The organism is Mycolicibacter kumamotonensis, from assembly GCF_002086285.1.
In the GTDB taxonomy this organism is placed as follows: domain Bacteria; phylum Actinomycetota; class Actinomycetes; order Mycobacteriales; family Mycobacteriaceae; genus Mycobacterium; species Mycobacterium kumamotonense.
The window spans coordinates 20,441-32,813 of record NZ_MVHU01000023.1; the positions used below are offsets into that span (position 1 = coordinate 20,441).

Annotated in this window: 11 protein-coding genes; 3 read left to right on the forward strand and 8 right to left on the reverse strand. The window is 67.8% G+C overall.

The features are described from left to right. The first annotated feature begins 36 nt into the window (after positions 1 to 36). The 3 genes from BST28_RS15220 to BST28_RS15230 all read left to right on the forward strand — a co-directional run bounded on the left by BST28_RS15220 (position 37) and on the right by BST28_RS15230 (position 4,897). Positions 37 to 870, forward strand: a complete 834-nt coding sequence (locus BST28_RS15220) for an alpha/beta hydrolase-fold protein (protein ID WP_065288211.1) — start codon at positions 37 to 39, stop codon at positions 868 to 870. A 244-nt stretch (positions 871 to 1,114) separates the two neighbouring features. After that, positions 1,115 to 2,896, forward strand: coding sequence for a hypothetical protein (locus BST28_RS15225; protein WP_133054305.1), 1,782 nt, complete (start codon positions 1,115 to 1,117; stop codon positions 2,894 to 2,896). Between the two features lie 39 nt (positions 2,897 to 2,935). Continuing rightward, the gene (locus BST28_RS15230) at positions 2,936 to 4,897 is read left to right on the forward strand and encodes a hypothetical protein (RefSeq protein WP_019736000.1); all 1,962 of its coding nucleotides are present in this window, start codon (positions 2,936 to 2,938) and stop codon (positions 4,895 to 4,897) included. Between the two features lie 35 nt (positions 4,898 to 4,932). Here the strand turns inward: BST28_RS15230 and BST28_RS15235 are convergent, their stop codons facing one another. From BST28_RS15235 to BST28_RS15270, 8 genes are all read right to left on the reverse strand, one after another. Next, positions 4,933 to 5,496 carry a hypothetical protein gene (locus tag BST28_RS15235; RefSeq protein WP_019735999.1) on the reverse strand — a complete coding sequence of 188 codons (564 nt, stop codon included), beginning with the start codon at positions 5,494 to 5,496 and terminating at the stop codon, positions 4,933 to 4,935. Between the two features lie 147 nt (positions 5,497 to 5,643). Next, positions 5,644 to 6,912: a phosphoribosylamine--glycine ligase gene (gene purD / locus BST28_RS15240; protein WP_083081719.1), complete on the reverse strand. Its 1,269-nt coding sequence runs from the start codon at positions 6,910 to 6,912 to the stop codon at positions 5,644 to 5,646. Positions 6,913 to 7,025: 113 nt separating this feature from the next. Then, positions 7,026 to 7,904 carry an SDR family NAD(P)-dependent oxidoreductase gene (locus BST28_RS15245; RefSeq protein ID WP_083081722.1) on the reverse strand — a complete coding sequence of 293 codons (879 nt, stop codon included), beginning with the start codon at positions 7,902 to 7,904 and terminating at the stop codon, positions 7,026 to 7,028. Further along, positions 7,901 to 8,653: an enoyl-CoA hydratase/isomerase family protein gene (locus tag BST28_RS15250; protein WP_083081753.1), complete on the reverse strand. Its 753-nt coding sequence runs from the start codon at positions 8,651 to 8,653 to the stop codon at positions 7,901 to 7,903. Before BST28_RS15250 ends, BST28_RS15245 begins: the two co-directional genes overlap by 4 nt. A gap of 16 nt (positions 8,654 to 8,669) precedes the next feature. Next, positions 8,670 to 9,095, reverse strand: a complete 426-nt coding sequence (locus tag BST28_RS15255; RefSeq protein ID WP_065288206.1) for a carboxymuconolactone decarboxylase family protein — start codon at positions 9,093 to 9,095, stop codon at positions 8,670 to 8,672. A 10-nt stretch (positions 9,096 to 9,105) separates the two neighbouring features. Further along, the gene (locus BST28_RS15260; protein WP_065288205.1) at positions 9,106 to 9,969 is read right to left on the reverse strand and encodes an NAD(P)-dependent oxidoreductase; all 864 of its coding nucleotides are present in this window, start codon (positions 9,967 to 9,969) and stop codon (positions 9,106 to 9,108) included. Then, a complete protein-coding gene (locus BST28_RS15265) occupies positions 9,966 to 10,718 on the reverse strand; it encodes an SDR family oxidoreductase (protein ID WP_029249483.1) in 753 nt (250 codons plus the stop codon). Before BST28_RS15265 ends, BST28_RS15260 begins: the two co-directional genes overlap by 4 nt. Before the next feature lie 34 nt (positions 10,719 to 10,752). Next, positions 10,753 to 12,219, reverse strand: a complete 1,467-nt coding sequence (locus tag BST28_RS15270; protein ID WP_029249484.1) for an aldehyde dehydrogenase — start codon at positions 12,217 to 12,219, stop codon at positions 10,753 to 10,755. Between the last annotated feature and the right edge of the window lie 154 nt (positions 12,220 to 12,373).

Sequence of the window (12,373 nt, forward strand, 5' to 3'; positions counted from 1 at the left end):
GGTTTCCGTCTTTTCGGACAAACGGTGCGTGCTGGCATGATGACCGCCATGCCGGAACTGAGCCGACGGGCGGTGCTGCGCCTCGGGGCCGCTATGAGCACAGCCGGCGCGGTGAGTTCACTGCTCGGCACCCGACTGGCCTCGGCCGTCCCGGAAACGACGGCCACCATGTCCGTGGGCTCGTTCGCCTCGGCGGCGCGCGGTGGAATCACCACCAACTGGGCGATCGCCCGACCACCGGGACAAACCGAGCCACTGCGCCCGCTGATCGCGTTGCACGGCAAAGGCAGCGACGCCGCCACGGTGATGGCCGGCGGAGTCGAACAGGGCCTGGCCGAGGCGGTCGCCGCCGGGCTGCCGCCGTTCGCGGTGGTGGCCGTCGACGGCGGGGGCAGTTACTGGCACCGGCGTGCATCCGGGGAAGACTCCGGCGCGATGGTCACCGACGAGTTGCTGCCGTTGCTGGCCGACCAGGGCCTGGACACCTCCCGGGTGGGTTTCATCGGTTGGTCGATGGGCGGTTACGGCGCGCTACTGCTGGGCGGCCGGCTCGGTGCGCGCCGGACCGCGGCCATCTGCGCGGTGAGCCCCGCACTGTGGCTCTCGCCGGGGGCCACCGCACCGGGAGCGTTCGACGGCGCGACGGATTTCGCAGCCAACTCGGTCTTCGGGATGCCGAGCCTGGGATCGATCCCGATCCGGGTGGACTGCGGCGACTCCGATCCGTTCTATTCGGCGACCCAGGCCTTCATCGCGCAGTTGCCCAGTCCCCCGGCAGGCGGATTCTCCCCGGGCGGCCATGACGGGGCCTACTGGAGTTCCCAGCTGCCGGCCGAGTTGACTTGGATCGCCCCGCACTTAACGGCGTAGTCAATTCCTCAGCCATTACCGCGCCGGAACCGAGTCCACAGCCAGCCGCGCGCGCCGCACGCCGGGCCGCAAATAGGCGTCTTTTGTCCGCGAATCCTCCGATTTGTCTCCTAAATCGGTCGAAATTTCCCGCATCATGACCCGAATAATCCTTGTGTGACCAAGAACACCCACGGTAATTTTTCTAAACGTACTCACGGGTAACTCAACCCTTCCTGAGCCCGACCAACAGATCGGAAGCCTGATGACGAATCGACGTGTGCAGGCGGCCGTTATTGCCGCCACTGCGGGTGGCGGACTCCTGACCGCAGCGTTTCTCCAGGCCGCGATCGGTGTCGCGGCACCCGGTGAGGACGCCTTCACCATCGACGGCACAACGTTCGACCCGACATCGGCCGACGGTGGCCAGGGCTTCGACCTTGTGGGTCCGCTCAGCCTGGCTCCGCCGCTGCTGGCCCTCGGCGGGGGGAAGGCTCTGGGCGTCCTCAATCTCGCCCCGCAGAGCTTCGACCTCTACAACGGCACCACCGCACTCGGCAGCATCGACACCAACGAAACCGTGTCCTACCTGTTCGGCCTGCCCAACACCGCGTTCACCGTGCTGGACAGCGCCCCCGCCGACGGTGTCGACGCCTCGACACTTCCGGTCGCCGGCACCGTCTACGACGTATTCAACCTGGGCGGCGGCTTCTACAACGTCTACATCGCCACCCCGGGCGAGGACGGTACCGTCACCGACACCCTGGTGACACCGTTCGGCAACACCGACCTGAGCTCGCTGTTCGCCGGGATGAACGCCGCCAACCCGCTGCAGCCCGGCGACGCCTTCGCCGCGCTACAGGCCGGCAACAGCAGCATCGGCGACGACGCCTTCAGCATCGGCAACTACACCTTCGACCCGTTCACCACATCCGACGGGACCACCACCGAGGGCTTTGCGCCGGTCGACTCGCTGGCCAGCATCCCGCCGCTGTTGAACCTCGGCGGCGGCCAGCTGACGCTGAGTACGTCTTTCCCCCAAACCCAGCCGACCCCCTTCGCCCCGCAAGACTTCACCGTTTACAGCGGAACCGGGTCGAGCGCCACCGAACTGGGCAGCATCAACACCGCCGTGGACGTGACCAATTTGCTGGGCATGACCAACACCGAGTTCATCGTCCAAGGCGCCACCCCGGCCGACGGTGTGGAGGCCGCGCAGCTACCCGTTGTGGGCACCGTCTACGACGCTTTCAACCTCGGCAACGGCTGGGCCAACGTCTACACCGCTACCCCGGACGTCGTCGCCGCTGACGGCACCGTCACCAGCGGTACCGTCACCGACACCCTGGTGACCCCGTTCGGCAACATGAGCCTGGACGCACTGTTCGGCGGCATCAATTTGGCCAACCCGCTCGACCCGGGCGAAGCCTTCACCGGCCTGCAGGCCGGCGACGATTCCTTCGGCGAGGATGCCTTCAGCCTCGGCGGCTACGTCTTCGACCCGTTCACCACCACCAACGGCGTCTCGGCCGAGGGCTTCCACGTCATTCCGGCATTGATCGGCGCAGCGCCGCTGTTGAACCTCGGCGGTGCCACAGTCGGTCTCGGCACCAGCAATCCGCCGATCAACTTTTCGCCGCAAGACTTCGACGTCTACGGCGGTTCCGACGACAGCGACCTCGGGACCATCAGAACCAGTGTGAATGTGTCGGAGCTGTTGGGCTTCACCAACACCGAGTTCACCGTCCAAAGTGTCACGGCCGCAGACGATATCGACGCTTCCGCACTGCCGGCGGTGGGCACGGTCTACGACGTCTTCAACCTGGGCGGCGGTTGGCAGAACATCTACATCGCCACACCCGGCGAGGACGGCACCATCACCGACACCCTGGTGACCCCGTTCGGCAACGTCGACCTGAGCTCGCTGTTCGGCGGCTTCAACGCCGCCGGCCTGCTCGATCCGGGCGACGCGTTCACCGGTCTCGACGACGCGGCGTCGGCGGCCGCAGGCAGCTTCGACCTCTTCGACCCGGGCAGCTGGTTCTGACGTTCGGTCCCCAGCTGACAGATTGGAAGGTGTGTGACTATGAATCGACGTATCCAAGCAGCAACGCTCGCCGCCACCGCCGGGGGCGGGCTGCTGACGGCAGCGTTTCTGCACGCGGCGGTCGCGATCGCCGACAGCTCTGACGCCGGCTTCACCATCGGCGATATCAGCTTCACCGACCCTGTGGCGATCGACGCGCTGACCGGCGGTCAGACCGACGGCTATGAAGCCCTCACGCCGATGTTCGCCAATTCCCCGCTGCTATCCCTGGGCAGCGACAGCCTGCTGGGCCTCTTTTCCCTCGGCTCGCAGCAGTTCACCATCGAGGACAGCAGCGGCGAAACGCTCGGGACACTGCTGACCTCGACCAACGTTCAGAATCTCCTGGGCATCGTCACCGCACAGTTCACCGTCACCAGCAGCACTGCGGCCGGCGGCCTGACCGCCGCTCAAGCCGCCGAGTTGCCCGCCGACGGCACGGTGTACAGCATCACCAACCTCGGCGGCGGCTTCGCGAACGTCTACGTGGCCGTCCCGAACGCCGACGGCACGGCTGCATCCAGCATCACCAACACGTTCGTCACCCCGTTCGGCAACTTCGACCTACCGACTCCCTATGACGCCATCGCACCGCTGGACCCGGGCGCCCCGCTGGAAAGCCTGGGCAACACGTCCGGCGTCAGCGGTCTCAGCGACAACGCGTTCACCATCGACGGCACCACCTTCGACCCGGGTAGCGACGGCATCGATCTCCCCACCCGGTTGTCCTTGTCCAGCTTCGCGCCGCTGCTGAGTTTGCAGGCCAGCGCCATCAATATCTCCGGTTCCGGCCTAGCAGGAACCCAAGCCGACCAGGAGTTCACGGTGTACGCCGATGGCGCCGACGCCGGCACCATCCACAGCTACCTCTGGTACTCCGACGTGCTGGGGATCGACAGCACACAGTTCACCGTCGGTGCCATCGCCCCGGCCAACTCCGCGCTCGAAAGCGCCCTGGCCGCCGGCCTCGACTTCGGCGGCGCCGAGTTCACTGCCCAAGAGTTAGCGGATGCCTTGTCCGCCAACAGTGCCATCCTGCGCTACGGCAGCGGCGACATCACCGGCAATGACGTTCTCGTCTCTCTTCTTCCCAGCGGCCTCAACCTCGCCGGCAGCGACATCACCAACGATGAAATAGCAAGCGTGCTCAACAACATCGACCTCGCCGACCTACCCGCCGTCGGGACGGTCTACAGCGTCACCGACCTCGGCGGCGGTTTCGCGAACGTCTACGAAGCTGTCCCGGGAGCCGGCGGCGGGTCGGCCACCATCACCGACACCCTGGTCACCCCGTTCGGCAACCTCAACATACCGACGACCTTTGACGCGACCAGCCCGCTGGATCCAGCTGCGCCGCTGGGTGCGCTGGCCGCGACGTCTGACAGCGCCGCCCTCAGTGACAACGCGTTCACCATCGGCGGCACCACCTTCGACCCGGGCAGCGACGGGTTCAGCACCGATGCCAGCTATCCGCTGTTCGGTATCGCACCGCTGCTGCAGATCGCCGGCGTCAACGCGCTCGGGGCTTTCCTGCCCACCCAGGACGGTATCTCGGTGTACGACGACGACGGCGCCACCCTGGGCACGGTCAGTTTCGGCGAGAACATGTCGAACATTCTCGGAATCGAGACCACCCAGTTCACCGTCACCTCGGTCGATGCCGCCTCCGGTCTCACCGACGCGCAGATCGCCGACCTGCCGACGCTGGGCACGGTCTACAGCGTCACCGACCTCTGGGGCTTCACCAACGTCTACGAGGCCATTCCGAACGCCGACGGCACGGCCGCCTCGAGCATCACCGACACGTTGATCACCCCGTTCGGCACCTTCGACCTGTCGGGCATGTTCAGCATGTTCGATGCCGTCGCACCGCTTGACGCCGGCGACGCGGTCTCGGGCCTCGACGCGGCCGGCGCCGCGGCGGCGGGCTTCGACCTGTTCGACCCGGGCAGCTGGTTCTAAGCCGAAACCTCACCCAGACAGTCGGCCCGGCGCGCTTACTGGCAGAGCTTGCCCAGTTCCGCTATCCGCGCGTCAAGGTCGCGTCCCAGCTGCTCGCGATCCGAGTTCGGTTGCCCGACAAGATAACTGAGATTCAGGTGCTCTAACTCGCCGGCCATCGCGTTGGCAGCTTTCACAACGTCCTGCGGAGCACCCGGGTTGGCTTCGAGGCGACCCCGCAGGTACGCGGCACCGGCGGTCAGTGACAGCCTCGCGTTGGCGGCCACCGCGAGTTGGGCAATTGGGTTCTGCGGATCCGGGTTCTTCAGGTGCATGTTGTTGGCCACCGCCTGACGCGCGAGCGCTGCCGCGGCGCATACGTCCTTGGTCGCATCGGCAGCACGCTGGCCGGAGGACTTGGCCGAGGCTCCGGATCCCGGGTGCCAAAAAGCGGCCACACCCGCCCCGCCGAGGGCTCCGGCGACCAGGGCGACCGCTGCTGCCGCGACAACCGGGCGCCAGCCCGGTGTCGCCGGCGTCGTGGCCGCCGGGGCCTTGGCCGCCGGCCTTTTCGGAGCTTCCGCCTGGTCGGTTGGGTGTTCCTGGGTGGCCGACTCCACGGAGTCCGGCTGACTTTGGTCAGACATACTGAGCCATCCTACCGTCACGGTTGCCGACGCTTCGGGCGCAACGACCGACCACCTGGGTGGGCCGGAGGCGGACAGCGCCCACGGGACGCCTGGGGTCCTCGGGGCAGGTGTGGCCGGTCAGACGTGGATCTTGCCCTCGGCGGCAGCCAAGCCGATGTCGGTGCGGAAGTGACTGCCCGGCAAGCGAATCGAGCTGAGCGTCCGGTAGGCGGCAGCGCGTGCCGCGGCCAGGTCGACGCCTGTACCCACCACCGAGAGCACCCGGCCACCGGAGGACACCACCGCCCCGTCGTCGCGGTGGGCCGTACCGGCATGCAACACGTGGTCGCCCTCTGCGCCCACGATCACGTCGCCGACCCGCGGCCGGCCCGGGTAGTTCTCGGCGGCCAGCACGACCGTCACCGCCGCGCCGTCGCGCCAGCGCAGCGCACCGAACTCACCGAGTCCGCCGGTGGCGGCGGCGTGCAGCAGCTGCCCAAGCGGCGACTCCAGCAAGGCCAGTACCGCTTGGGTCTCCGGATCACCGAAGCGGCAGTTGAATTCGACCACCGCGGGCCCGGTCGATGTCATCGCCAGACCGGCGTACAGCAGTCCGGCGAACCGGCTGCCACGGCGCACCAGCTCAGCCGCGACCGGCTTGACGATGTCGGCGACGATGGCCGCCACAGCCTCCCGGGACAGCCAGGGCAACGGGGCGTAAGCCCCCATACCGCCGGTGTTGGGACCGGTGTCGCCCTCGCCGACGCGTTTGAAGTCTTGTGCGGGCAGCAACGGCACCACCGTGTCGCCATCGACGATGCAGAACAGTGAGAGTTCGGGCCCGTCGAGAAAGGATTCCAACAGCACCGGATGGCCGGAATCGAGCAGCCCGGCGGCGTGCGCGCGCGCCGCGGCGCGATCGGGCGTCACCACCACCCCTTTTCCGGCCGCCAGCCCGTCGTCCTTGACCACCCAGGCCGCCTCGCCGGCGTCCGGGCCGAATCGGCCGAGAGCGGCGTCTAGGTCGGCGGGGCTGTCGACGATCTCCGAGCGGGCGGTGCGCACACCGGCTGCGGCCATCACGTCTTTGGCGAAGGCCTTCGAGCCCTCGATACGGGCCGCGTCCTTCGACGGCCCGAAGCAGGCGATCCCGGCGGCGCGTACCGCATCGGCGACGCCCAGCACCAATGGCACTTCCGGCCCGATCACCACCAGGTCGGCCTCGACCTCGCGAGCCAAGGCGGTGACCGCCGGACCGGAGGTGATGTCGACGTCGCGCTGCTCGGCCACCGCCGCGGTGCCCGCATTGCCGGGGGCGATCACCAGATGATCGACCTTGGGGTCGTTACGAAGGGCCGTGAGCAGCGCATGTTCCCGGGCGCCGGAACCGATCACCAGGACGCGCATGGGCGCCGCTCCTCTCGTTCCCCTCGCATCGTCGTCAGCGAGACGCGAGAAAAAGGATATCCAGGACCGTCGACCCGCCTGCCCGGGCGGCTCATTCCAGCGTGCCGGTCGGGTCAGGCGCCCGCCACCATGGCGTGCAGATCCTCGATAGACCACGGCGCCGAGCGTTGGTGATCGCGGTAGCCCAGCACCGCCGGGGTGGGGCGGTCGAATCGGCCGACAAAGCCCCCGGATGCCAGAAACACCGATCCGGTGACGCTGTTCGCCAGATCACTGGCCAGATAGGCGTACAGCGAGGCGACATAATCGGCCGGCGCGGGCTCCAGCGACGCCTGCATGGTGAACTCATCGAGTAAGCCCCGGGCGTGCAGGTCGCGAATGTGTTGCTCATAGTCTGCACCGGTCGACAGCCGTGTCTTCGCGCCCGGACAGATCACGTTGGCCCGCACACCGTACTCCGCCAGCTCGGCAGCGACCGCCAGTGTCAACGCGTTGACCGCCCCCTTGCCGGCGGGATATCCGGTGCCGCCGTAATCGCCCAGGAAGGCCACCGACCCGCTGTTGACGATCGAGCCCCGTCGCTGTTCGGCCATGATCGGAGCGGCGGCCCGGCAGGTCTGGAAAGCCGTGCCGAGGTGAGCGTCGAGCAGTTCACCGAATTCCGCGCTGGTGATCGACAGAATCGACGACCCGGGCGGTTCGGCGACACCGGCGCAGTTGATCAGAACGTCGACGCTGCCGTACTCCTCCCGACACACCGCCATCAGGGCCGCGGCGGTCGCCTCGTCGCTGGCGGCCCCGGCGACACCGATGGCCCGCCCGCCCGAGCCGGTGATGGCCTGCACTGCATTGTCAACGGCAGCGGGGTCCCGGCCGTTGACCACCACTCCCGCACCGCACACCGCGAGCTGTTCGGCGACAGCCCGGCCGATGCCCCGGCTGCCCCCGGCCACGACGGCTCCCCTTGCGGCCAGCAAGGTTTCGTCGGTCATGACGTCGAGGTAAACGCCGCCAGCGCCTCGGCGTTGGCGCCGGCGCCCATGAGCTCGACGAAGAAGGCGTTCTCCCGCTCGCGCGCGGCCGCCACCTCGGGCCGCGTCGGTGCGGTGATGCTCTGTTTGACCGCCATCAGGCTGGCCAGCGGTCGCGCAGCGAGGATTTCGGCGTGCCGAAGAGCCTGCCCCATCAGGTCATCGGGCTCGCAGACCTTCCAGACCAGGCCCATCTCGAGGGCCTGCTGGGCGGTGATCCACTCCGAGGACATCAACAGCCACGCGGCGTTCTGGCGACCGATCAACTGCGGCAACAGATATGACGACGCCGCCTCGGGTGCGACGCCGAGGCTGGTGAACGGGCACATCAGCCGCGCGGTCGTGGACATGAACGCCAGATCGGCAAACCCGAGGATCGTGGTGCCGATCCCGATGCCGAGTCCGTTGACCGCGCAGATCAACGGCTTGGCGAATGCGCTGAGCGCGTCGATCAGTCCCAGAAAGCCGTGGCGGCCCGGAGTGAAATCCGTTGCGGTGACCCGCGCCTGCATCTCCTTGAGGTCGGTGCCTGCGCTGAAGGCCCGGCCGGCGCCGGTGAGCACCACTACTGCCACCTCGGGATCCTCCGCTGCTTGCAGCAGCGCCTCGGTGGTGGCGTCGTAGAGCGCTTCGTTGAAGGCGTTGAGCGCCTCGGGCCTGGCCAAGGTCAGAATTCGCACTCGCCCGGCGGTGGTGATCTCCAGCGTCATTTCGTTCTCCGCATCCTCAACCGCTTCCATGCATGTCCAGCGCGGCGTCGACGTTGGCCTTCTTGTCTTCGGGCTTGCCCGCGGCGGCGGCCTTGCGGCGCTTGGCGATGACCTGCTCGACCACACCGTTGAGCACCGAACCGAGCGGGAAGCCGACGTAGTGGGTCAAGAAGATCGGCAGTTCGCGCAGCTCGTCCTCGGTCAGTTCCTCGTTGTGCAGTGCGGCGTTGACCTGGATCTCGGCCAGGTCTTTCAGCCCGAGGGCGGTGACCACCGACAGCGTCATCAATCGCTTGTCGCGCATGGAAAGTCCGGGCCGGGTCCAGATTCGTCCGAACAGGTGGTCGGCGGTGAGTGCGAAGTATTCGCCGGGCATGTCCGGCATCTCCCAGGCGTAGACCTCGTTCATCTTGGCCAGGCCGATACGGCGCAGTTCGTCCATCAGATCTCTCCTAGTCCTCGGTGTGCGGCACGCCCATGCCGGCAGCGAGCTCGGTCAGCGCCACCTGGGCGAGCGGAAGGTCGACCCCGGTGGCCCGCCCCAATCCCAGGGCCAGGCTCAGGTCCTTCTCCCCGAGCCCGCGGGTGTGGGTGAACGCCTCGCGCAGGAAGTGGTCAGCGGGCAGGGGCGCCGTGGAGTCGAGCAACATGATCGCTCCGGGCCCGCCGGTGAGCGCATCGGTGTGTCGCACGACGCGGCCCAGCGCCTGCAGATCCAGCCCGGCCGCCTCGGCCAATTTCATGGCCTCCCCGGCCGCGGCATAGGCGGTGAACGTCAACATGTTGCGGGCCAGCTTCATCCGGGTTCCGGCGCCGGGCTCCCCGGCGTGGATGACCAGTGACGCCCAACACTTGAACGCCGGCTTGATCTGTTCGTAGACCGCGCGTTCGGCGCCGACCATGGTAGCCAGCTGGCCCTTCTGGGCGGCACCGGCGCCACCGCTGACCGGGGCGTCGATGACATGAATGCCCTGCGGCTTGAGGGCCTCGGCCAGCTCGGCGGCCGTAGTGTCGGCGATCGTCGAATGGATGGCGATGACGGTGCCCGGCTTGGCGTTGGCCGCCAGTTCGGCGACGACTTCGCGCACCTGGGCGTCGTCGAGGACTGTGACGCTGATGATGTCGGCCGAGGCGGCGACGCCGGCGATGCTGTCGGCCTGCTTGGCCCCAGCTTCGGTCAGCGGGGCCATCGCTTCGGCCCGCACATCGAATACCGTTACGCCACCGGGCCAATCGACCAGGCGCTGGGCCATCGGCGCACCCATGTTCCCGAGCCCGATGTAGCCGAGGCGGGGCTGCGTGTCAGTCGTGCTCATGACCGGATGATCTGTCCGCCGTCGACATTGAAGATCTGCCCGGTGATCCACGATGCGGAATCCGACAACAGGAACAGGCACATCGGGACCAGGTCTTCGGGCGTACCCATCCGGGCCAGCGGCAGCTGCTGCACCATCTGCTTGACGATGGCCTGCGGGGTGGTGGTCCGGTTGGCCTCGGTGTCGATCGGACCGGGTGCGATCGCGTTGATCCGGATATTGCGCCAGCCCAGTTCGCGGGAGAGCTGCTGGGTCAGGCCGTTGATGCCGACCTTGGCCAGGCCGTAGAAGTTCGAGTAAACCCATGCCGCAGTGGAGGACTGGTTGACGATCGCACCGCCGCCGCGCTTGGCCATGTGCTCATAGACCGCGCGTGTGCAGATCAGCGCACCGTCCAGATTCACCCGCATGAACTTCTCGTAGTAGTCCCACGGCACGGTCAGCAGGCCGTCGAGCTTCATTCCACCGAAGATCGCGGCGTTGTTGACCAGATAGTCGATCCCGCCGAACTCCGCCACCGCCGCGTCGGCCATGGCCTGCGCCGACTCGGGATCTGAGACATCGACACGCACCGCGAGTGCCTTGCCTCCGTCGGCGACGATCTGCTTGGCCACACTTTGCGCACCCTCGGTGTTGATGTCGGCGACCACCACCGCGGCCCCCTCGGCGGCGAGCGCCTGGGCGTACGCCTGGCCGATCCCGCCTCCGGAACCGGTAACGATGGCCACCTTGCCGTCGAATTGCCCCATCTGCGCCATCTCCTTTGAATCCTGTGTTCGTAAGTCAGTTCGCTGCTGTCGCAATCGCTTTGGTTTCCAGATATTCCTCGAACCCGGCGACACCCATCTCCCGGCCGATGCCGGACTGCTTGTACCCGCCGAACGGCATGTCCGCGGAGTACCAGACCCCGCCGTTGACGTTGACGGTGCCGGCGCGCAGCCGGGCCGCCACCCCGGCCGCCCGGTCGGCGTCGGCACCGTAGACCGTTGCCGACAACCCGTAAGGCGAGTCGTTGGCGATGCGCACCGCGTCGTCGTCGCCGTCGTGGGCGATCACGGTCAGTACCGGGCCGAAGATCTCCTCGCGGGCCACCCGGGCCTCATTGGTCAGCCCCGCGATCACGGTGGGTTCGATGAAGAAGCCGGCGGGCTGGTCGGCCGGGCGCCCGCCACCGCAGGCGAACTCACCGCCCTCGGCCAGGGCCAGGTCCAGGTAGCTCTGCACCCGGTCACGCTGGCGTGCCGAGATGACCGGGCCACACACCGTGCCCGGCTTGGTGGGGTCGCCCGGCTTGATCGAGCCCATGGTGCCGGCCGCGATGGCGACCGCCTCGTCATAGCGCGCCCGCGGCACCACCAGCCGGGTGGTGATCGCGCAGCCCTGCCCGGCGTGCAGGCAGACCGAGAACCCCGCCACCGAACAGGCCGCGGCCAGGTCGGCGTCGTCGAGCACCACGAACGCGGACTTACCGCCCAACTCCAAGAAGACCTTCTTGACGGTGGCTGCCGCGTCGGCCATCACGCTGCGGCCGGTGGCCGTCGAGCCGGTGAACGAAACCATGTCCACCCGAGGGTCTTTGGCGAGCATGGCGCCCAGCGCGTGGTCGGTGGACGTGACGATGTTGACCACACCCGGGGGGATGTCGGTGTGCTCGGCGATCAGCTCGCCGATGACCGCCGCGACCCACGGGGTATCCGGTGCGGGCTTGAGCACCATGGTGTTGCCGGCGGCCAGTGCCGGGCCGAGCTTGGCCAGGTTGATCTGGTGCGGGAAGTTCCACGGGGTGATGGCGCCGACGACACCGACCGCCTCTCGCACCACCGACCGCCGGGTGGGGATACCCAGCGGGGCGGCCTGCCCGAGATCTTGGGTCCACTCATAGCGTTCGGCGGTGTCCGCGGCGAATCCCAGGTCGGCGATCGGGCCTTCGAGCTGGGCGCCGGCGGTGAGCATCCGCGGCGCGCCCACCTCGGAGATCGTCAGCTCCCGCAACTCTTCCAGGTGCTCGCCCAGCACGTCGCGGAGCTGGCGCACGCAGCGCACCCGCAGCTCGGTGTTGGTTGACCAGTCGGTGTCGTCGAAGGCCCGCCGGGCCGCGTCGATGGCGCGGTCCATGTCGGCGCCGTCGGCGTTGGCCGCCTCGCCGAGCACCTCCTCGGTGGCCGGGTTGACGGTGGCGAAGCCGCCGGCCCCGCCGGGGGTGAGCTTGCCGTCGATGAGCAGTCGGCTCACGCCGTCGATTAGCGCCATCAGTCACTCCCTCAGCGTGGTTACGGTGCCCCAGCAAAATTGGACACTTGTCCGGCATTACTCGATCGAACCCTAGCCTCAGCATCGACTATCCCGCAACCCGCCGGGCGTGAAACCGTGCTTTCCCAGCAGACTTGCCTAACCAAACCGTCTT

Coding starts and splice junctions, on each gene's coding strand:
- BST28_RS15220 (WP_065288211.1), top strand. CDS start 37: ATGATGACCGCCATGCCGGAACTGAGCCGACGGGCGGTGCTGCGCCTC.
- BST28_RS15225 (WP_133054305.1), top strand. CDS start 1,115: ATGACGAATCGACGTGTGCAGGCGGCCGTTATTGCCGCCACTGCGGGT.
- BST28_RS15230 (WP_019736000.1), top strand. CDS start 2,936: ATGAATCGACGTATCCAAGCAGCAACGCTCGCCGCCACCGCCGGGGGC.
- purD (WP_083081719.1), bottom strand. CDS start 6,912: ATGCGCGTCCTGGTGATCGGTTCCGGCGCCCGGGAACATGCGCTGCTC.
- BST28_RS15245 (WP_083081722.1), bottom strand. CDS start 7,904: ATGACCGACGAAACCTTGCTGGCCGCAAGGGGAGCCGTCGTGGCCGGG.
- BST28_RS15250 (WP_083081753.1), bottom strand. CDS start 8,653: ATGACGCTGGAGATCACCACCGCCGGGCGAGTGCGAATTCTGACCTTG.
- BST28_RS15255 (WP_065288206.1), bottom strand. CDS start 9,095: ATGGACGAACTGCGCCGTATCGGCCTGGCCAAGATGAACGAGGTCTAC.
- BST28_RS15260 (WP_065288205.1), bottom strand. CDS start 9,969: ATGAGCACGACTGACACGCAGCCCCGCCTCGGCTACATCGGGCTCGGG.
- BST28_RS15265 (WP_029249483.1), bottom strand. CDS start 10,718: ATGGGGCAATTCGACGGCAAGGTGGCCATCGTTACCGGTTCCGGAGGC.
- BST28_RS15270 (WP_029249484.1), bottom strand. CDS start 12,219: ATGGCGCTAATCGACGGCGTGAGCCGACTGCTCATCGACGGCAAGCTC.